This window comes from Paenibacillus lentus (assembly GCF_003931855.1).
GTDB classification, from domain to species: Bacteria; Bacillota; Bacilli; order Paenibacillales; family Paenibacillaceae; genus Fontibacillus; species Fontibacillus lentus.
The window spans coordinates 1,516,032-1,537,792 of record NZ_CP034248.1 but is presented as its reverse complement, the minus strand read 5'-3'; the positions used below and the strand labels follow the sequence as shown (position 1 = coordinate 1,537,792).

The following is a 21,761-nucleotide window of genomic DNA, read 5'->3' as shown; positions in this document are numbered from 1 at the left end:
CAATTAATCAAACTCAAACAACCATGTTGCCACGATCCGTATCCGTATCCGCGTTCAATTTCATACTCCCTTTAACCGCTAAATTATTTAACACTTTTGTAGCTTTAGAGTGCTCCGTCACAATCGAACCGGATAACGCATGACCCGTGTTTGAGTAAATCGAGTTTTGGGCAATGATCACATCCTCGCTGTTCTTCAAGATGATACCGTAACCTCCGGTTGCCATTCGATTGAAGGTAATGCGGTTACCAACAATCTCGCCAAACTGGCCGCCCTCGATTTGAATCGCCGCAGTCGCAGTGATGCTGGCGGTAATTTCATTATCCGCAACTTTAACAACTCTCCCAGCCATACTCCCCCCATAAATAACGACATTGCGCGCACCTTTGATATAGTTTGATTTAAGCTCGACATCACTATATTTATCAAAGCTGATCGCATATGCAGGCTGTCCCGTATATCCAGTAAAATCAATATGATTGCCTTCTGCCAAAACCTGCGTATCGTTATCCTTTTTTCCAAAGTTCGTTATTTGAATACCGCCCTTACACTGATTAAATATGTTACCTCGCAAAATAACCTCTGTGGACTTATCCACTTCTACAGCGTATCGCCCCAACTGGAATGCCTTGTTGTTCAAGAGCTGTACATCCTTACTGCTATCCACTCTGTAAGCTAGCCCTTGACTACGATGAACCGAATTATTTGCAACCAATGAATTCTCCGCCGCCCAAACATTAATGCCCACGCCGCTTGTATCGCCCAGATGAGAGATCGTGTTGCCTGTCACAACCACGTCCTTTCCGCGGGCATCGATACCGCTCCCGAAGCCTTTAATAATATTTCCGACAATCGTTACATTGTTACCATCGAATCCTTGCGACACCTGTTGTCCAGCAATTGCCGTAAGTGTCCCATCTGTCCTCACCAGCACATTCCCACTAATTACCGTATCCGTTCCATTGCCATATGAAATCGTATTATCCGAGTGATTGCCTTCAATTACCACCTCATAACCGTTGAAATTTAGAATGGACGATCTGAAATTACCACGGAAGAAGTTCCCTCTCACGACGATGTTGCGTGGGACTTCATAATCGATATCCCCCTCGCCATATCCTTCAATATCAATGCCAGCTTTCGGCATGGTGCCCTCTACCGTGCCTGCATTCGTAATTTCATTATTTTCTACTAAAATATGCTCACCAGCCGTAATCGAGATGTTGTTTCGCCGTGCTCCATCCAGCGAGCAATTCCGAATCGTTACTTTTTCCGGTTCTGCATAGTCTGGATCAATGCCCAGCACACCTACTGAACCTAGGAAAATGCAGTCCCCGGTAAATTTTCTAATTTTCATATTCTCGATTGAAACGTTTCTGCTGCCATGAAGGTAAATTCCAAATCCCCATTCATGCGTCTCTTCAGGATTTGTGCTTAAAACATGTTCATCGAGGTCGCCAGTAAGAATTCCCCCTGAAATAGATACGTTTTCTACTTCGCGAAGGTAAATACAGGAATAGCCTTTTGAACTGTTTGGCTCTACCTTCAATTCAGCCTCATGATCCAGTGTAAGCTTCATGTGGGAAGGAACTTTGACACCCGCCTCTCTCTCCGGAGCAAATTCGTTTTTGCCAACGCCATGGATCAGGTAAATTCCCTTCGGGATAAATACCTCAGGGTAGCCAGCATTTTTCGCATAAGCAAGCGCCGCATTTAAGCCTTCTGTCGTCTTTATCGCTTCGGTGCCGTTTGTCTGGATGCCCCATTCCATGGGATCAAGCACATAACATACCGTATTTCCCCCCGTTTCTACCTTTTTAGTAAAATTAGCTTTCCGCTCCGAGTATTGCTTCATTTCTTGATAGTTTTTCATACTGGGTTTTTCTCCTTTTTTTATCATCTTTTCTATATGCAGATGCCTTGTCTGAATTTGCATGTTTCAAGAATAACATGGAGATCACCCAGCAAATGGATAAATTCAGGGCATTTACCGGACAGAACCACTTAAATGAATCATTTACACAAGAGGGATGTTTGAAAGGTTGATTTTTGCACAGTTCCTTGGACGGAAAAAGCCCAAGAATGCTATAAAATCAACATTCTTGGGCTTTTCGTTTTGGTTTAATTTACTCGAAAGGGGACTCTCTGAACAGCCCCTCTTCAACTTTAGATACGTACTAATCCTGAAGCTGCAGCCCCCGAGTCCGCTCTGTATCACGTTCCAAAACAGGCTTCAAGTAGCGCCCAGTATAAGATTTCTCATTGTTAGCAATCTCCTCCGGCGTACCTGTGCCGATAATCGTTCCGCCTCCACTTCCCCCTTCAGGTCCGAGATCAATAAGGTAATCAGCGGTCTTGATGACGTCCAGATTATGCTCGATCACGAGCACCGTTTCCCCGGAATCCACCAATCGGTGGAGCACCTTAAGCAATCGGTCGATATCATCGACATGCAGCCCTGTCGTCGGCTCGTCCAGAATGTAGATGGTCTTGCCTGTGCTGCGGCGATACAGCTCAGAAGCGAGCTTCACCCGCTGTGCTTCACCACCAGATAACGTAGTAGCAGGCTGTCCCAATTTTACATAGCCTAGCCCGACATCCAGCAGAGTTTGCAGCTTGCGATGAATTTTCGGGATGTTCTGGAAAAAGTCCGTCGCCACTTCTACTGTCATCTCCAGCACATCGGCGATGCTCTTGCTCTTGTATTTCACTTCAAGCGTCTCGCGATTGTATCTTTGTCCCTTGCACACCTCACAAGGCACATAAACATCCGGCAGGAAGTGCATCTCAATCCGGATGATCCCGTCGCCGCGACATGCTTCGCAGCGTCCTCCCTTGATGTTAAAGCTAAAGCGTCCCTTCTTATAGCCGCGAACCTTCGCTTCCGAGGTCTGGGAGAAGAGGTCGCGGATATCATCGAATACCCCCGTATAAGTAGCTGGGTTCGAGCGTGGCGTACGACCAATTGGGGATTGGTCGATATCAACGACCTTATCGACATGCTCCAGACCCTTAATCTCCCGATATTGCCCAGGGCGCACCCTGGCCCGGTTCAAATCACGAGCTAAGGTTTTATATAAAATTTCATTAACGAGCGTAGATTTACCTGAGCCCGATACTCCCGTAACAGCAGTAAATACGCCAATCGGAAACTTCACGTTAATATTCTTCAGGTTATTCTCCTTAGCCCCCTTGATCTCAAGCCAGCGACCATTTGGTTTGCGCCGTTCCAGATTCACCGGAATGAACTTCTTACCGCCCAGATATTGCCCTGTCAACGAGTTCGGGTTTTCCATAATTTCCTTAGGCGTCCCTTGTGCAACGACCTGCCCGCCATGCATGCCGGCACCAGGACCGATATCGATAATATAATCAGCAGCCATCATCGTATCCTCATCATGCTCAACAACGATGAGCGTATTACCGAGATCACGCATATGGGCAAGTGTAGATATCAACCGATCGTTGTCTCTCTGGTGCAGTCCAATGCTTGGCTCGTCCAAAATATAGAGCACACCCATAAGACTAGATCCGATCTGCGTAGCCAGCCTGATGCGCTGCGCCTCGCCCCCGGATAGTGTCCCGGCTGCACGGCTCAGAGTTAAATAGTCTAGACCGACATTAACAAGGAACCCTAGACGGCTGTTAATTTCCTTCAGTATCATATGAGCAATGGCTGTCTCTTTCTCACTCAAGCTTAAACCATTGAAGAACTCCACTGCCTCTCCAATCGAAAGATTGGTCACATAAGCCATGTTCTGATCATTGATCGTCACGGCCAGCACTTCTTTCTTCAGGCGGTGCCCCTTACATGAATCGCATGGCTTGGAGCCCATAAATGCTTCAATAAACTCACGAATGCCTTCGGAGGCCGTGTCCCGGTAGCGCCGCTCTAAATTGCGCACAACTCCTTCGAACGTCACGTAAGCATCCTTACTCATACCAAAATCATTCTGATAATGGAAACGAATTTTGGTATCGCCTGTTCCATACAGAAGCGTATCCATTTGCTCCTTCGTCAGTTCGCTGACCGGTACGTCTTGCGGAATATCATAATGCTCACATACCGATTTCAAAAATTGCGGGTAATAGTTGGACGTGCTTCCCGCCCAGGCTTCAAACGCGCCCTCTTGGATGGTCTTATTCGGATTCGGGATGAGCAGTTCCGGGTCAATAATCATTTTTGCGCCAAGCCCGTCGCAATCCGGACAAGCGCCAAATGGACTGTTAAAGGAGAACATCCGCGGAGATAGCTCCTCGAGGCTGAAGCCGCAGATCGGGCAAGCATAATTTGAACTAAAACGCAACTCCTCCTGACCGATAATATCGACGAGCAGCTGTCCCCCGGACATCTTCAGAGCCGTTTCGATGGAATCAGCTAGCCGGCTTCTAACGTCTTCTTTAATAATAATCCGATCTACAATCACTTCGATGGAGTGCTTCTTATTCTTCTCCAGCTCGATATTCTCGGAAAGATCACGCTGTTCTCCGTCGACCCGCACCCGAACAAAGCCCTGCTTCGCAATTTCAGCAAACAAGCTCTTGTGTTCGCCCTTCTTGCCTGAAATAACAGGCGATAGGATTTGCAGTCTCGTCCTCTCCGGATATTGCATAATTCGATCTACCATTTGCTCCACGGTTTGCGAAGTAATCTCGATGCCGTGCTCCGGACAGTGAGGATGTCCGATCCTTGCAAACAATAGACGTAAATAGTCATAGATTTCCGTTACGGTACCTACCGTGGAACGAGGGTTCCGGCTCGTCGTCTTCTGGTCAATCGAAATCGCCGGAGACAAGCCCTCAATGGAATCTACATCCGGCTTCTCCATTTGACCTAGAAACTGACGCGCATAGGCGGACAGCGATTCTACGTAACGGCGCTGCCCTTCTGCGTAAATCGTATCGAATGCCAGAGAGGATTTTCCTGAACCGCTGAGTCCGGTCAATACAACAAACTTGTCACGCGGAATTGTAATATCTATATTTTTTAAATTGTGCGCTCTTGCGCCTTTTATGACAATATTCTCAATGGCCAACAGATTTCATCTCCTTGGTATTACCTTAGAATAAATTACTCTGCTTTGAGCTCCAGAATAGCATCACGCAGCTCTGCAGCACGTTCGAATTGCAGATTCTTGGCCGCTTCCTTCATTTCTGCCTCCAGACGTCCAATCATCGCCTGACGATCACGCTTCGACATTTTGCCCTTGCCGACCTCAACCAAGTATTCGCTCTTGCTCTCAGCCACTCGGGTAGCCTCGATTACGTCGCGAACCTTTTTGCGGATCGTCTGCGGCGTAATTCCATGCTTCTCGTTATAGGCAATCTGGAGTGCACGGCGACGCTCCGTTTCCTTAATCGCTTTATCCATGGACTCCGTAATCTGATCGCCATACATGAGCACGCGGCCCTCGGAGTTCCGGGCAGCCCGGCCTATCGTCTGAATCAAGGAACGCTCCGAGCGCAGGAAGCCTTCCTTATCCGCATCCAGTATCGCCACAAGCGACACTTCTGGTAAGTCAAGACCTTCCCGCAACAGATTGATACCAACGAGCACATGGAAGGTACCAAGCCGTAAATCCCGAAGGATGCTCATCCGCTCCAGCGTCTTGATGTCGGAGTGCAAATAGCGCACCTTAATGCCGATCTCCTTCAGATAATCGGTCAAATCCTCGGCCATTTTCTTTGTCAATGTCGTGACAAGCACCCGTTCATCTTTCTCAATACGATCATGGATTTCAGCGATTAAATCATCAATCTGTCCCTTCGTCGGGCGCACCTCAATGATCGGATCCAAGAGTCCTGTCGGCCGAATGATCTGCTCCACCATTTTCTCCGTATGTTCAATCTCGTAAGGACCAGGCGTAGCAGATACGTAAATCAGTTGTTTCGCCTTCGCTTCGAATTCCTCAAACTTCAACGGACGGTTATCCAACGCCGACGGCAGCCGGAAGCCGTGCTCGACTAGCACCGTTTTCCGCGCCTGGTCACCATTGTACATCGCCCTTATTTGCGGCAGGGTAACATGAGACTCATCTATCACAATGAGCAAATCATCCGGAAAATAGTCCAGCAGCGTATATGGCGTCGCCCCTCGCTCCCTAAAGGTTAGCGGCCCGGAGTAGTTCTCAATCCCCGAACAGAATCCGACTTCCTTCATCATTTCGATATCATACCGCGTGCGCTGCTCCAGCCGCTGAGCTTCCAGCAGCTTGCCCTGTGACCGGAACAGCTCGAGCTGCTCCTCCAGCTCTCGCTCGATATTCTTAATCGCAATCCGCATCGTTTCTTCCTGGGTTACGAAGTGAGAAGCCGGGAAAATAGCTATATGATCGCGCTCGCCAACCAATTCTCCAGTCAGAACATCAATCTCCGTAATCCGCTCAATCTCATCGCCGAAAAATTCAATCCGTACCGCCTGCTCTCCTTTAGACGCCGGAAATATCTCCAACACGTCCCCGCGTACGCGAAACGTTCCGCGCACGAAATTAATATCGTTTCGCTGATACTGGATATCCACAAGACGACTCAAGATCTGATTGCGCGGCCGCTCCATGCCAACCCGCAACGACAACACCAGATCTCGATATTCCGTCGGAGAACCGAGACCGTAAATGCAGGATACGCTAGCTACGATAATAACATCGCGCCGCTCAAACAGCGAACTCGTCGCGGAATGTCGAAGCTTGTCAATTTCTTCGTTAATACTGGAATCTTTCTCAATGTAAGTATCGGAGGATGGAATGTAAGCTTCCGGCTGATAGTAGTCGTAATAGCTGACGAAGTAATCTACGGAGTTGTTCGGAAAAAATTCTTTGAACTCGCTCGCAAGCTGGGCGGCCAGCGTCTTATTATGCGCGATAACGAGCGTTGGACGACCGAGTCTGGCGATCGTCTGAGCAATCGTAAACGTCTTCCCCGTGCCCGTCGCACCGAGCAATGTCTGGTGTCTCTTGCCTTGACGGACGCCCTCTACAAGCTCGTCGATCGCCGAAGGCTGATCGCCCTGGGGAGAGAATTCAGAGACAATTTCAAAATTATTGTTGCTAAAGACAATATCACTCATTGTCCAACATCACCCTTATCGTCTAAAATGAAATACTAGGGAATGAAATAACTTTATATTAGCAAAAGGAGGACTTGGCCTCCTTACTATATTAACCTATATCTATATTCTTAAAAGAAACGAATCCACTTGCAACATTTAGTCAAACCGAATGGTCTGAACCTATATTCCACATTTACGCAAAATAGGAATAAGTGTTCCCATGTTATTATACCTTTTTCATCCTAGGGATGCAATCGGTAAGTACAGGATAGGAGCTGTAACAATCTATGGATATCGCAACGATTATTGGTATTATTATCGGACTGGCCGCTTTGATTGGCGGATTTTTATGGGATGGAGGAGAAATCACAGGTCTTATGCAGCTTACGGCTGCATTGATCGTTTTTGGCGGCACCTTTGCTGCGGTCATGATCAGCTTCCCCCTGCGCAGATTAAAGACGATTCCCCGAGCCTTGAAGCTTGCCTTCACAGCCACGGACGCAAACACAGAGCAATTAATAGAGGATATTGTCAATATGTCCACCATGGCGAGGCGCGAAGGCGTCCTCTCCCTTGAGAATAAAATTATCGATCATTCCGATATTTATTTACGCGAAGGCGTCCAGCTTGTCGTAGACGGTACCGAGCAGGATATGATCAAGCAAATCATGGAGTATGAGATGGATGCTACCCAACAAAAGTATGATAACTATGCGAAAATATTCGAATCGGCTGGCGGATATGCACCAACAATGGGAATCATCGGTACAGTAATGGGACTTATTCACGTGCTGGGCAGTCTGACGGAGCCCACGGCGTTAGGCCCTTCAATCGCATTGGCTTTTACAGCCACGCTTTATGGGGTCGCGAGCGCAAACCTTATCTTTTTACCAATTGCGTCCAAAATTAAAGCTCGTGGAGAAGATGATATCAGCCGCATGGAGATGATTCTAGAGGGTGTGTTATCGATTCAAAATGGAGATCATCCATTGCTTGTCCGGCGGAAGATGGAATCCTTTATCAAGGATATTCATTTAGAAGCGCCTTCGTCCTCAAATTCAGCTGCGGCATCGTTTATGGAGAAAGACCTATGAGACAGCGCAACAGACAACGCAGGAGAGAAGGAGCCGAGACCAAGGATCGCTGGCTGATTACCTATGCCGACCTGATCACGCTGCTGCTCATTTTCTTTGTCATCATGTATGCTATGAGTCGTCTCGATATTGAAAAATATGAAGTCGTCACCGAATCACTGCAGCAAACGTTCAAGAGCGGGGATTCCATTCTGGAGAATGGCAGCGGAGTGCTGGGCTCTGCCGATCGCTACACCCATCGCAACCCTCCTTCTTCTGGCGAACAAGGAACCCATCAGGAGGGGAGCCATGGCAAAGAGGCCCAGGGCCCGAATCAGAACCAGGGCAGCGACCCTGAGCTAGGAACATCATCACAGGGGCCGTTGACTGAGCGTGAGCTGGCTTTCCGTAAACAGGAGGAAGAGCTTATTAACTTGATGAAGGTAATTGAAGCCTACATTAAAGACAATGAGCTTGAGGATCAAATCACGGTTGCCGATCTGCCCAAAGGTATTTCAATTACCTTAAGCGACCGTTTTCTATTCGATGTCGGCAAGGCTGAGCTGAAAGAAGGCTCCGCCAAGACACTGTCCAAGCTCGCCAGCCTATTCAGCAATCTGGACACTATTATTAGCATCGAAGGACATACGGATAATTTGCCCATCGTCCACGCTTCGAGATACAAAGATAACTGGGAACTTTCCGGCGCCAGAGCCCTGTCGGTTTTGCGCTACTTCGTCGACACCGAGAAACTCGACCCGAAAGGTTTTCAGTATGCCGGATATGCAGACACTCGTCCCGACGGAGACAACTCCACCGAAGCCGGGCGCCAGAAAAACCGGCGCGTGGAGATCACCGTACTTCGCCAGCTGCAGCAATAGCTGGTAGGAATGAATGGGGAACCTTGCTCTAATATTTGAATATGCTGCCCTGCCCACGCACTGCGCGATTCAATGATCACGCAGTGCGATTTTTTTGGACATTTCTACTATAAGGATGATAACCCATCATTAAAAAGACTAAGACAGAAAAAAGAGCTGCCAGAGACCCCCTTCTCTTGCCTGCACTTTGCAATCAATCTCCAAATCTGCTCCAAATCTACTTCAAATCCGCTTTAAATCTACTCCGAACGAAAGATCCGCCATCTGCCTTCCATCACAATCTTACCCTAATCCACCCTAATCCCTAATCATTCCTAAAGGCGCTAGATCGTTCGCCCCGCCAGCGTGCTCTTCAAACGTAATCTAAGGCGCCTTCTCGCTTAAGCATCCGCATCTGTCTCTGCCTGCACATCTCCCTGCGAAGTGGATAGGCGCTTGTCCTCCGAATTCTTCCCCTTGCGTCCATTACGCTCTCTTGCAGAACGGCGAGAACTACTATTCACCGGATCGCCCTCGCGTCTTGGACGGAGCAGATGGATGAGCGAGATCGGCCGCATCCTCACAGCGACTGGCGCCCGGTCATCCGGTGCCAAAATTGCTCCGAGCTGATGGTGCTCTCCTGCGTAGATGGCACGCTGCAGAAATTTACTCTCCCCTGCCAAGTTCCGTACCTCCAGCTTACAGAAGGCAGGATTCATGCGCAGCCCGGCGTGAAGCTCTTCCTTGGTAGCCACGGGAGTGCCGTTCACCTTGATTATCGTCTCGCCTGCTTGAATTCCAAGCTCTTCCGCCGGACTTCCCGGCAACACAGCCAGCACCTTAACCCCATCCACAGGATTGACGAACAGTGGACTGCGGTTTTGTTCCTCAAAACGGCTTAGCCAAATCAATCCTTCATGCAAAATAATTCCCGCCAATGCAGCAACCACCGTTAGCGGACTCCACCATGAACTAAGAAGCGCCAAAACGAGCATAACGATGCCATAGGCAACCAGTCGGCCGGAAGATACCCGAGCTTTAGCCTGAGGCAATAGCCCAACCGTCATCTCCGTAAAGCCAATGACAATCGGGAATGCGATCAACTGGAACCCTCCCAGCCAGGCATCCCCGCCAAACAGTGGAGTCCATGGCAACACAGCCCCTGTAGTCTGTGCCGGAATGAGCAGGAACAAGGGAACCGGCCATAAGCTTTGCAGTTGGTAACCACCAACCGACTTGCCCCGCTTACCTTCGAAGAAGAGAGGCCCGGCAAAAGAGGCCCCTTGCCAGCGCACCAACAATCCCTCAGCGACATGCACTACGGCCACCAGGCATAAAAGCGCAGGAATATTCAACTCACGGACAACGCGCACAACCTCACCAAGCCAGCTGCCGACCTGCAGCCCCGGAATCATATTAATTATAAACTGAGCTATACCTAGCAGCCCGACTGCATATGCCAAACATAAATAACGAACGCGAAACAACAGCAGCAACAATGTGACAGCCCAGATGCAGATCATGCCTTCAACGCTTAAGGTCATACCGAGGAACAGTGAAACGAGCGATACGCCGACTCCTGCCACAAGCCCCCCAAGGACCGTGCGCCAAGCCTGAGCGCCCCAGCTGTGCAATTTCACATGAAACAACTTACGCTCCAGCAGCACCTGCCGTCTATAAATGAGCATAATCAATATAATTGAAATATAATAGAACGGCTGCAGGAGAAGCTGCCATCCCGCCTCAGCCAGCATCCACAGAACTTCAAGCACTGTATCCAAGAGGTGTTCACGCTCCTATCCTTGTAAAAAAGTACATCCGTTGTAAAATCGTTTTACAATCGGTGTTTATCATTCACGCTGCTATTTTGATTTAGTGGTATTTGATTTAGTTGGATAACTTGTATCTATTTCATCTATTTATGCTGTTCAGGAAAAATAGCTGTATTCCTAGTATTTAAAGTACATTTTTCGCCTAACTTTCCTATTGAGTCTCATTTTAAGTACTGGAAATCCAGCTAATTATTCGTTGGGTGTTCAATTGCACATTTTAAATGCCACAAATCCAATTATTACTTATTACATAACGCCACATAACGCCTACGAAGTGATCTCGCCAGCAAACATTACAACAAACTTCACCAGCATCATCAAAGCGGTTGCTTCGACAAACATACTAACGTTTGCCAGTAGACAGGATACCCTCCTCACCATCTGGCCGTTCCACTAACAAGCAGCACAAAGCCCACCATTCGGCCCTGCCGCCAATAGGCAGCATACAACCTACCATCTGGCCGTTCCGCCAGCAGGCTCCATAACGCCCCTCCAGCCATCTATAACGGTTCAGTCAACAATCATTTTAAGAAAAAAAGAAGGCTGAGATCAGCCCTCTTAATGGATTCGACGCCCTTTAGGATAATTCCTTCCGGATTTCCTCCAGGGCACGGTTCAATTGTGCATCATTCTTCGGGTCGCGGATGAGCTCAATTAGCTTGCTCTCCAACTTTTCTGCGGTCTTTGCTTCAAGTACCCCGTTTGCTTCGAGCTCATGAGCGCTCTGGAATTTTTTCAGCGCACGCTCTGTATTTTTATCAAAATAACCATCTGCCCTGCCCGGATCAAAACCCAGCCCCTTAAGCATAATCTGTGCGCTCTTCACATCTTCACCGAGCATATCGTATTTATAGGTTTTTTCCTTATTAATAGGGGCTACCGAGAAATAATCGGGCTGCGATACGTTAACGTCCGGCTGGATCCCTTTCTGATGAATCCACTCCCCTTTTGGCGTCAGCCACTTGGCGATCGTAATTTTCAGCATGCTGCCATCCCCCATCTCCTGGGAGTAGCTTGATTGCACGGTTCCCTTGCCATAGGTCGGCTCACCGACCAGTTTCGCCCCCGCGGATTCCTGCAATGCGCCGGCAAGGATCTCCGAGGCACTAGCGCTGCCTTTATTCGTGACGACGACAATCGGATACGATTTGCCGGAGCCTTCTGAGAGCGTAGCCTCGCGGCGACCGTTCTTATCCTCAACCTGGACGATTCCCTTGCCTTTGGGCACGAACATCTCTGACATTTCAATCACGATTGGCAGTACGCCGCCCGGATTATTCCGTACATCGATCACGAGACCCTTCATCCCTTGGCTCTCCAGCATCTCCAGTTCTTTCTTGAAGCGGCTCGCCGTGTTCATCGAGAACTCCGTAATTTCGATCAAGCCGATCTTGTCATCCTCCATGCGTGCATTAACCGTTTCTAGGGCAATATCATCCCGGACAATCGTAAATTCCAAGGCTTCTGCAGCACCGGAGCGTTTCACCTTTATTTTCGCTTCCGTCCCTTTGGGGCCGCGGATTTTGGTCACAGCCTCATTCAATGTCAGCCCCTCAAACGAATGTCCATTCACAGACAATAAAATATCCTTCGGCTTAATTCCAGCCTTCTCCGCTGGAGATCCCTTGATCGGCGAAACAACGACCACATTGCCGTTCTCCATCGATACCTCTGCACCGATTCCCGTAAAGGATCCCTCGATTTGCTCCGAAAATTGCTGGGCTGTCGCCCCTGCCATGTAAGAAGAGAATGGATCTTCCAGCGCATTCATCATTCCATTGATAGCCCCGTCTACAAGCTTGCTGCGCTCCACTTTTTCTACATAGTTTTTAGTTATCAGATCCAACGCAGTCTCGATTTTCTTCATATCGTTCTTCGATTGTCCACCGATATCTGCGAATAAGCCGCTCGACAACTGTCCCGAACCAGCTAAGCTCCATTGGCTCGACAAAGTCACGGTGAGTAGACTACTAACCACCATAGCAACCAAAACGAGTAGAGTAACTGTGCGTCCCTTGAACATGAATGAATTTCACCGCCTCTGTGTAATTCGGCCGACTCGAAGCCCACCTTTTATAACCATCATAGTATATGTTCAGCTTGTACGGAATATATACAGCGAGTAAAGAAGGAAAAACGGATATTCATCCTGCTTGGACGGTATCCGTTTTAATATCGCATAATTCTATTTTATAAGTGCCAGATGAAAAAGTCCATTGAATCTACTACAAATAAGGGGATGGGTCTACCGGGCTACCGTTAATCCGAACTTCAAAATGCAAGTGCGGGCCTGTCGAATTTCCTGTGCTGCCCACTTCAGCAATTTTCTGTCCACGCTTGACCTGATCGCCTTTCTCAACCTTGATTCCACCGTTGCGAATATGTGCATACAGCGTCCATACGTTATCACCATGGTCGATAATAACCGTGTTACCGTAACCGCTCCACCACTCGGCAACGATGACCACGCCACCTTCAGCCGCCTTGATGTCCGTACCCTGTGGAGCCGCTAAGTCAATGCCTGTATGCTTCTTCACCTTACCGCTAATCGGATGAACCCGTGTTCCATAATTCGAAGATAAGCGAGCTCCACTGACCGGAAGCGCCATTGAGCCGCCATTCCCTTTAAATCCGCCCGAGCCGGATGATGATTTCTTCTTATAAGTATACACTTGCGCAGCCTTTAGCTTATTCTTCTCTTTCTCCAATGCCGCCCGCTTCGTCGCCAGCTCAATAAGAAGCTGCTCCTGCTCCTCGCTAATATCATCCGACTCCTCGATCTCGGCATGGTATTTGGCAATCAACTGCTGCTTCTCGATCTCCTTCTGCTCCAGTTCGCTCTTACGCGCCTCGGCATCTGCATACAGTTGCTTTACTTTGGCATAATCCTGCTCCAATTGAGCCTTCTGCTCTTCAATCAAGAGCTTGTCCTCTTTATGCTCCTTAAGCAGCAATTGATCCTGATTCGCGATTGCTTGCAAGGAGTCCGCCCGCTCGAGAAAATCCGTAAAACTGGTCGACGACAGCAGCACATCCAAATACGATACAGCCCCGTCGGTATACATTAAGCGTACGCGGGAATCCAATAAACCAGAGCGCTCTTCAATTCGCGCCTCCGTCTCGCTCAGCTTTAAAGCTGTATTTCTGAGACTTTCCTCTGTATCATGAATTTGCATGGAAATTTTGGCGAGCTCGTTGCTCACGACATCCATCTGCCTTAGAACTTCATTGAGATAATTTGTATTCTTGTTGACGTAATGCTGGGCTTCCTGCTTTTGCTGAGCGGCTTTCTCCTGCTGCTTCTTCGCTTGCTTAGCCTGCTCCTGCAACTGCTTCAATTCTTTATCAATTTGACTGATTGTTTTACTTTTAGCGTAGCCATTATCAGGTTGGAAGATTATAACGGCTAAAGTGATTACGACAACAATGGATATCCACTTTTTCAACTTCGCTTCCCCGTCCTTCTTCATTTTGTTCTCCCTTACAACTACACTTTAAGAAATCTACGTATGGAAACTGTACTTCCCCATATTCCGATAAGCAGACCCAGTCCAACCAAAAGCACGGACAGTTGGATGCCAACCTCTTGAAGCGGAACTAAATGGAAGGCCAGGGTAATATCCTCTTTCACAGAAAACACCAGCTGGTTGTACCCGAAAAACAGAATACCAACCGTAATTGCTGAACCAATAAGCCCGATTAGTGCACCTTCTACAAAAAACGGCCAACGAATAAACATATTCGTCGCACCTACCAGCTTCATAATGCCAATTTCCCGGCGACGGGCTAATATCGTTACGCGGATCGTATTCGAAATCAGGAACATCGCCATTAATCCAAGACCGGCCACAAAGGCAAAGCCGATGTTACGAACGGCACGGGTAATCTTGAACAGCTTCTCTGTCGTTCCCTGCCCGTATCTTACTTTATATATCGGTTCATCCGGATATTTAGTGTTGAGCTGCTCAATCTTCGAGGCGACGAATGGAACCGTAGTTGGTTCAACGACCTCGATCTGCAGCGTATCCGGAATCGGATTCGTCGTCTCATCGTACCCTTCGAGCAAATCCTTGCCTTCTTCCCCGAGCTGTTCGCGAAAATCTTTAAGTCCTTCTGCTTTAGGGATGAAGGTAACTTTGCTGACCTCCTCCATCGCCGCGATGTCGTTATGCAGCTTCTCCCGCATACTATCGTCGACATTGGAGTTAAGGTACGTCTTAATTTGCACCATGCTGTCCGCGTCATCTGCGAACGAATTTACATTAAGCACCAGCAGAATAAATACACCTAATATGAACAAGGACACAATGATGGACGTAATGGAAGCCACCGACATCCAGCCGTTCCGAAAAACATTCTTCGAGCCTTCGCGCAGATGTCTCAAGAGGGTGCTAAAAATCATAACCATATTCCCCTCTCTGTTCATCCCGAACAATGTGGCCATGCTCGATGGCGATAACTCGTTTACGCATACTGTTTACAATGTCTTTATTGTGAGTAGCCATGACAATCGTTGTTCCCCTGAAATTAATCTCGTCCAGCAGCTGCATAATGCCCCAAGAGGTCTCAGGGTCAAGGTTCCCAGTCGGCTCATCCGCAATGATGACCGACGGGTTGTTAACAATCGCCCGGGCGATGGCCACGCGCTGCTGCTCTCCTCCCGACAACTGCGACGGATCGCGATTTGCCTTATTCTTAAGGCCCACCAGATCCAATACTTCCATCACGCGCTTCTTGATCACTTTCTTAGGCGCCTCGATGACTTCTAGTGCAAAGGCCACATTTTCATAGGCCGTCAGCTTCGGCAGCAGCCGGAAATCCTGGAAAATCACGCCGATATTGCGGCGCACATAAGGTATCTTCCGCGGCTTCAGCCTGCCGATATTAAAGCCGTTTACTGAAATTTGTCCTTTGGTCGGTACTTCTTCTCGATATATAAGCTTCATGAACGTCGATTTCCCTGCTCCCGAGGGCCCGACGACATATACGAATTCATTGCGGTCAATCTGAACCGAAACACCGCGAAGGGCATGAGTTCCGTTCGGATAGGTCTTCCAAACATCTTGCATTTCTATCAATTCATCACGTCCTAAACCTTGATTCCTTCATCACTAGGCTGCCTGTATTTCATTTCGACACTTTCTAGCCAATTCCTTTAAAAGCTGAGTTAATTCATCAGCCCGTTTTTTATTGTAACAAATATGTTACCTCTTGAGTACCCTGAACCACTGAAAGTTTCCAGAATTTCATCATATATATGTCTGTACGCCATATTTCCTAAGTTTTGAAAGGAGAACCACATGAAGAAATTACACCTGATAACTACTTTGCTTTCTTCCGCACTGCTTCTGGGGTCGATTTTCTTTGGAGCCCTCTATCTGTATACCAATCGAGATAGCGTGCCGCCCGCCGTTACCATAAATGGAGTTGATATTAGCGAAATGGACGGGAACGAAGCTACAGCTTTAATCGAGGAGATGATCCGGTCCCTGGAGGAGGAAAAAGTTGTCGTTATGGTGCAGCGAACGGAGGTCGATTCGACATGGAAGCAGTTAGGCGTACGGTACGATGCGAATCATCTTTACGATGCACTCGCTCGTTTGCATCATGGAACGCTCTGGGAACGGGCAAAAGCCAGATGGCACTTTCCCAAGTCCTGGAAACTAAGGATCACTTTTGATGAAAAAATATTACGCAAACTGTTCCCCCCCGCGTGGGAGCAAAGCCAGTTCGGCCGCCCGGTCAACGCCGTGCGCCTCATTTCAGCCGAAGATATCATTACCTACCTGCCAGGCCATTCGGTCCAGAGAATCGATTGGAAGACGTTCGAGGCGCTCGTCTGGGAGCACAGCCCCAAGGAGCTGCCGGAGGAAGTGCAGAATGAACTGCTGCAGCAGTATAAATTACAGGCCCCTACGCCAAGCGGACAAACTCCTCAAGCCAAGGAACGAAGGAGTCTCGTCCTCCAAGCGCCGCTCTATACGATGCATCCTCAGGTGACGATGGACAGCCTGCAGCGGGAAGGCATTAAGCGAAAAGTTGCCCAATTCACGACCGATCTGCAAGGAAGCGGAGATGGACGCCGTCATAATGTCGGGGCTGCGGCACGTACGATACACGGCATGGTACTCGCTCCTGGAGACACGTTTGATTATGAGCAAGTTATTAAAGCTGCGGAGGACAAGTACGGCTTCCGGGAAGCACCTGTCATATTTGGAGGCAAGCTCGTCCCGGGAGTCGGCGGGGGTATCTGCCAGGTATCCAGCACCTTGTACAATGCCGTTATTTTAGCTGGGTTGGACATTGTGGAAAGACGCAATCATACGCTGCCCGTCAGCTATGTCCCCAAAGGACTGGACGCCACATTCGCGAGAGGCTATATCAATTTCCGCTTCAAAAATTCCTCTGACCGCCACCTGCTCATTCAATCCGATATAAAGAATGATCAATTGACCGTGAAACTGTTTGGTGATAGGCCTGACGATATTACATATGATGTCGAATCATTTACAACTAAAACAATCACCGCGCCAATTAAATATGTCACTAATCCTACTCTTTCACCCGGAAGCCAGGAGATTCTTGTTGAAGGCAAGCCCGGATTCGTCGTCGAATCGTATCGCATTAAAAAAGTCGCCGGCAGGCCAGTAGATAAAACCCTACTATCCCGCGACACCTACCCGTCACAGCCCACCGTCATAGCCATTTATGGCGACGAAGACGGTTCTGACCGCAGCAATGACGACAGAGGTGATGGCGGCAGTGACAAAGCTAAAACTAACGATGCCCCGGAAAAAGTGTCTCCTCAATCTCCAGGTACCGAGGTTCCCAAAGTAATTCTGGAAGACGGCGTGAGCGGGCCTAACTTCTGAATGTAGAACCCTTTTTAGTTTAGAGAAGGACTGGGGGGTAATAACGGGGAATCACCTATGAATATTCGTTCGTCTTATATAAATGGATTTATAGTCGTTAGTTTCTGCGCCAAAGAAAAGAAATAGTATTAAATGTATTTCGTGACTCAACTTTCGCAGAGCGAAAATCGGCTTACTTGCTTGATGTGATTAGATAAACCCTGATTAGAATATGGATGTTGCAATAATAGAAAAACACCGCTTCATTTGGTAAAGTGAGAGTGTCGAATCAATCACTACCATACAGAAGAGGTGTCCTCTACATGATAGAGCAAAGCATATTACAAAATCAACTTCCAAATGAAATTAAACCCGCTTTTAAAGAGCTGAAAGTATTGCAACATTTAAGAACAGCTGGATTTAAAAAGAGATTTGGTTATACCTGTTCGTTTTTATTCCAGCTTGTCTTTGTCCTTTTGTTTCACCACAAAAACTGGTTCCGCCTGTTGGAAAGCGAGAAAGGTGATACGTTTCCTGGGAAGGATGCGATCTATCGATTCCTGAATCACAGCGGCTATGCATGGCGCAAATTTCTGTCATTGCTTAGTTCCTCCACTATCGATAAAATTCGCCCACTGACAGGTGAAGATCGCATGTCTGCATTTGTTGTTGACGACTCCATGTTTGAGCGCAATCGTAGCAAGAAGGTTGAACTGCTTTCTCGATTTAAAGATCATGCAACGGGTTCCTTTTATAAAGGATTTCGGATGCTTACGCTAGGCTGGTCGGATGGTCATACGTTTATTCCCGTTGACTTCTCCTTGCTAGCTTCGATGAAATCGCAAATAAATGGGATCATGCAAGGGATCGACAAGAGAACGTCTGGCTACAAGCGTCGGGTCGAAGCTTTGCTTCCTGCTCCTGAAATTATTCCATCGATGATTGATCGTGCGCTTTCCGCTGGTGTGCAGGCTTCATACGTGCTAATGGATAGTTGGTTCACACATGCTCCATTAATCCAAGCCATCGTTGATCGAGGCCTAGATGTGATCGGCATGGTCAAAGCGGATAAGAAGCGTTATCTTGTTGACGAACGCCGATTATCTTTGCAAGAACTTTATTATGAAGCCATCCCTGTTCAAGGAAAAAACAAGGGAATCTTACGCTCTATCCGTACCGAGTTGTCTCCAGGGATTCCAGTCATGATGGTTTTCGTGCGTCACCGCTCAAAAAAGAAAGAATGGCTTGCCATTCTATGCACCGACCTAACGATTTCGGAAGAAAAAATGATTCAGATATACGGCATTCGCTGGGATATCGAAGTCTTCTTTAAGTGTGCCAAATCCTTACTGCGCCTACAAAAAGAGTTTCAAGGACGCTCATATGATCTCCTTATCAGCCATACCACGATTGTTTTTTCACGGTATATTTTGCTAGCGTGGCAACACCGACAAAGTACCGACAACCGTACGCTTGGTGGCTTGTTTTATTTGCTATGTGATGAAGTAGGTCAGCTAGATTGGGCTGTAGCCTTAAAACAACTGATTGAATTAATCGAAGATATCTCCAAGAAAGCCAGTAAGAAGATCACAACACTCATTCAAACACAACTACAGCAATGGATCGCTGGCTTGCCCAGTTACATCAAGGCTTATTTGCCGATTTCAAGCTGCGAAAGTTGAGTTCGTGATATTAAAAGAAGGGAAAGAACCAATTATGGGTTGTTCCTTGATTTTAGGTGCAACAAATCCACCTAATCCCCTGCAACCTTCATTTAAAGCGTAATTAGATACATGAACTCCATTTAGTGTGACAGCTTGGTTTTCCGCATCTTACCGGATCGAATTTCTGATTTTATGAACCTATATCATCCAGGGTGACCAGTTGGGATTTCTGACTCTATGAACCTGTATCACCCAAGAAGCCTAAGAGAACAGCAATCGGAGAAGCCACTATTATGCTTGTCCTACATCATTCAATAGTTCATATTATCTAGTGAATATGTGGAAAGTAGTATGTAGGAATTGAGCGATGCCCCTAGGTTGACTATTGCTTGAAAAAGTATTCATATGTTAAGGTAAAGCCACTTTAGCCACTGCATAAGTAAGGCGACATGGATCAGGAGGAGTACGTACAGCGATGAAAGAATCAAAAAACGACACATCAAAACGACCAGGAATTGAAGCTGCCCCACTCTCTTCCTCTATCCGAAATACGGGTAATGATCTTGACAATAATTCAAATAAAACCTTGAAGGCCAACAATCGTCCTGCAAAGCAAAGACTTGGCGCATCAGCACTGCTGATTATAGCTATTCTGCTCACTGCGGCAACGCTGCGTTCGCCACTCACTGGCGTTGGCTCGCTTATTGGCGAAATCCAAAGCACTACAGGGCTATCACATACGGCTGCGGGCATGCTGACCACGCTGCCGCTCATCGCCTTTGCCATTTTCGCCCTCGCCGCTCCCAAACTGGCATGGCGGTTCGGTATGGAGCGAACACTGCTCTACTGCATGGTCGTTATGACAGCGGGAATTCTTGTACGTTCCCTGCCTAATATTCCTGCATTGTTTTTCGGAACCGCCTTAATCGGCAGTGCGATCGCGGTTTGCAATGTGTTGGTCCCCGGCTTAATCAAACGCGACCTCCCGCATCGAATTGGCCTGATGACCAGCTTATACACCTCGTCCATGAACGGGTGGGCAGCCATTGCCTCCGGAATCAGCATCCCTCTTTCCCACAGTGCAGGGTGGAGAGGTGCGCTCGTCTATTGGGCCATTTTGTCAGCTGTAGCCGCCTTAATATGGATTCCCCAGCTCCGCCGCAACAGTAACAACTACAAATCACAGGGTGCACGTTCTTATCGTAAAACAGGAGTCGTCTGGAGATCTTCCATTGCCTGGCAGGTAACAATCTTCATGGGCTTCCAATCGATCATGTTCTATGTAGGCATTTCCTGGCTACCGGAAATATTGCAAGAACAGGGATTGAATCCTGCAAAAGCGGGCTGGATGCTCTCCCTGATGCAAGTTGCAAGTATGGCCGGATCTTTCCTGATGCCACTTATCGCCTCCAGAACGCAAAGTCAAAAAGGACTAGCTGCCGTCTCCTCCGCTCTGTTCCTCATCGGATTCGGAGGCATCTGGATCGGCAGTTCAGCCTTGACATCTTTATTCATAATAGCAATCGGTCTCGGCTGCGGAACGACATTCAGTCTTGTCATCTTGTTCTTCGCCCTGCGTTCGCGAACAGCTGATCAGGCAGCTGAACTATCCGGAATGGCACAGTCTTTCGGCTACTTACTTGCCGCTGTTGGACCGACTCTGTTCGGCTTCATCCATGATCAGAGCGGAAATTGGTCTGTCCCGCTAGCAACAATTACCGGATTATCTTTACTAACGATAGTCTTCGGATATGCTGCCGGACGCAAAGGTTATGTCGGACCAGAATAAGGTATGGGCGGTATGAATGCTGGATGAGCTGCGAGGGAGAGGTTACCAACGTCCTGCGTGTACTAAGCTGTTCATATTAGGATGCCTTACTATCTGCTGCATTAAGATGCTGTACACTAGAACACCTCACCATGCTCTGGTGTACGATAAGTTGCCATGTACCAAGACACCTCGCCATGGTACATTAAATGGATTTCATGTATCTAGTAGTGCTATAAATGAAGCTATCAGAGGATTAGATGGATTTTATGAATCTAAAATCAGGATTCTAGCCCAAGATTGGCCCATTTCCCTTTTTTAGCCACATGAAATCCATTTAAATATTTGCTTTCCCTATAACACAGAAATTAACTACTATAAATCCATTTATAAAAGTTGAACTATTGAAAAAGACATTGGCTAGCACGTAGAATGTTACAACGATCTATGGTGCTTGTGCCCCAAATTTCCTGGATAATATAGATTCACAATGAGCGGCTATCGACTCACGTTTTGGGCGTATTGATTCACGATAGGCGATATCGACTCACGTCTTGCGTTAGATTCACGATGAGCGGCTATCGACTCACGTTTTGGGCGTATTGATTCACAATAGGCGATATCGACTCACGTCTTGCGTTAGATTCACGATGGGCGATATCGAC

13 protein-coding genes are annotated in these 21,761 nt (G+C 47.8%); 5 read left to right on the top strand and 8 right to left on the bottom strand.

Annotated elements, in window-relative coordinates:
* Positions 1–13: 13 nt before the first annotated feature.
* From EIM92_RS06820 to uvrB, 3 genes are all read right to left on the bottom strand, one after another.
* The gene (locus EIM92_RS06820) at positions 14–1,873 is read right to left on the bottom strand and encodes a right-handed parallel beta-helix repeat-containing protein (RefSeq protein WP_164515044.1); all 1,860 of its coding nucleotides are present in this window, start codon (positions 1,871–1,873) and stop codon (positions 14–16) included.
* A gap of 304 nt (positions 1,874–2,177) precedes the next feature.
* Positions 2,178–5,036 (bottom strand): excinuclease ABC subunit UvrA, encoded by a 2,859-nt coding sequence (gene uvrA, locus EIM92_RS06815; RefSeq protein ID WP_125082042.1) that lies wholly within the window; start codon positions 5,034–5,036, stop codon positions 2,178–2,180.
* A gap of 35 nt (positions 5,037–5,071) precedes the next feature.
* A complete protein-coding gene (gene uvrB, locus EIM92_RS06810; protein WP_125082041.1) occupies positions 5,072–7,066 on the bottom strand; it encodes an excinuclease ABC subunit UvrB in 1,995 nt (664 codons plus the stop codon).
* A 269-nt stretch (positions 7,067–7,335) separates the two neighbouring features.
* Between uvrB and EIM92_RS06805 the strand changes: the two genes are divergently transcribed.
* Together EIM92_RS06805 and EIM92_RS06800 are read left to right on the top strand one after the other, a co-directional pair.
* Complete coding sequence (locus tag EIM92_RS06805) at positions 7,336–8,142, top strand: flagellar motor protein (protein WP_125082040.1); 807 nt, start codon at positions 7,336–7,338, stop codon at positions 8,140–8,142.
* A complete protein-coding gene (locus EIM92_RS06800; RefSeq protein WP_125082039.1) occupies positions 8,139–9,002 on the top strand; it encodes a flagellar motor protein MotB in 864 nt (287 codons plus the stop codon). Before EIM92_RS06805 ends, EIM92_RS06800 begins: the two co-directional genes overlap by 4 nt.
* Before the next feature lie 380 nt (positions 9,003–9,382).
* Here the strand turns inward: EIM92_RS06800 and EIM92_RS06795 are convergent, their stop codons facing one another.
* From EIM92_RS06795 to ftsE, 5 genes are all read right to left on the bottom strand, one after another.
* Complete coding sequence (locus EIM92_RS06795; protein ID WP_125082038.1) at positions 9,383–10,762, bottom strand: PDZ domain-containing protein; 1,380 nt, start codon at positions 10,760–10,762, stop codon at positions 9,383–9,385.
* Between the two features lie 628 nt (positions 10,763–11,390).
* Positions 11,391–12,836 carry a S41 family peptidase gene (locus tag EIM92_RS06790; RefSeq protein WP_125082037.1) on the bottom strand — a complete coding sequence of 482 codons (1,446 nt, stop codon included), beginning with the start codon at positions 12,834–12,836 and terminating at the stop codon, positions 11,391–11,393.
* A 202-nt stretch (positions 12,837–13,038) separates the two neighbouring features.
* Positions 13,039–14,259 (bottom strand): murein hydrolase activator EnvC family protein, encoded by a 1,221-nt coding sequence (locus EIM92_RS06785; protein WP_125085042.1) that lies wholly within the window; start codon positions 14,257–14,259, stop codon positions 13,039–13,041.
* Between the two features lie 41 nt (positions 14,260–14,300).
* Positions 14,301–15,215, bottom strand: a complete 915-nt coding sequence (gene ftsX / locus EIM92_RS06780; protein WP_125082036.1) for a permease-like cell division protein FtsX — start codon at positions 15,213–15,215, stop codon at positions 14,301–14,303.
* Positions 15,205–15,891, bottom strand: coding sequence for a cell division ATP-binding protein FtsE (gene ftsE / locus EIM92_RS06775; protein WP_110931128.1), 687 nt, complete (start codon positions 15,889–15,891; stop codon positions 15,205–15,207). The genes ftsX and ftsE overlap by 11 nt, the downstream gene beginning before the upstream one ends.
* Positions 15,892–16,113: 222 nt before the next feature.
* Between ftsE and EIM92_RS06770 the strand changes: the two genes are divergently transcribed.
* The 3 genes from EIM92_RS06770 to EIM92_RS06760 all read left to right on the top strand — a co-directional run bounded on the left by EIM92_RS06770 (position 16,114) and on the right by EIM92_RS06760 (position 21,117).
* Positions 16,114–17,685, top strand: a complete 1,572-nt coding sequence (locus EIM92_RS06770) for a VanW family protein (protein ID WP_125082035.1) — start codon at positions 16,114–16,116, stop codon at positions 17,683–17,685.
* Between the two features lie 302 nt (positions 17,686–17,987).
* Positions 17,988–19,346 (top strand): IS4 family transposase, encoded by a 1,359-nt coding sequence (locus EIM92_RS06765; protein WP_125081064.1) that lies wholly within the window; start codon positions 17,988–17,990, stop codon positions 19,344–19,346.
* A gap of 457 nt (positions 19,347–19,803) precedes the next feature.
* On the top strand, positions 19,804–21,117 hold the full coding sequence (locus tag EIM92_RS06760) for a CynX/NimT family MFS transporter (protein WP_125082034.1): 1,314 nt from the start codon (positions 19,804–19,806) through the stop codon (positions 21,115–21,117).
* The last annotated feature ends 644 nt before the right edge of the window (positions 21,118–21,761 follow it).

Bases quoted from the DNA above. Each gene is read 5' to 3' on its own strand.
- uvrB (WP_125082041.1), bottom strand. From the start codon at position 7,066: ATGAGTGATATTGTCTTTAGCAACAATAATTTTGAAATTGTCTCTGAA.
- EIM92_RS06805 (WP_125082040.1), top strand. From the start codon at position 7,336: ATGGATATCGCAACGATTATTGGTATTATTATCGGACTGGCCGCTTTG.
- EIM92_RS06790 (WP_125082037.1), bottom strand. From the start codon at position 12,836: ATGTTCAAGGGACGCACAGTTACTCTACTCGTTTTGGTTGCTATGGTG.
- EIM92_RS06820 (WP_164515044.1), bottom strand. From the start codon at position 1,873: ATGAAAAACTATCAAGAAATGAAGCAATACTCGGAGCGGAAAGCTAAT.
- EIM92_RS06765 (WP_125081064.1), top strand. From the start codon at position 17,988: ATGATAGAGCAAAGCATATTACAAAATCAACTTCCAAATGAAATTAAA.
- EIM92_RS06800 (WP_125082039.1), top strand. From the start codon at position 8,139: ATGAGACAGCGCAACAGACAACGCAGGAGAGAAGGAGCCGAGACCAAG.
- EIM92_RS06760 (WP_125082034.1), top strand. From the start codon at position 19,804: ATGAAAGAATCAAAAAACGACACATCAAAACGACCAGGAATTGAAGCT.
- EIM92_RS06770 (WP_125082035.1), top strand. From the start codon at position 16,114: ATGAAGAAATTACACCTGATAACTACTTTGCTTTCTTCCGCACTGCTT.
- ftsX (WP_125082036.1), bottom strand. From the start codon at position 15,215: ATGATTTTTAGCACCCTCTTGAGACATCTGCGCGAAGGCTCGAAGAAT.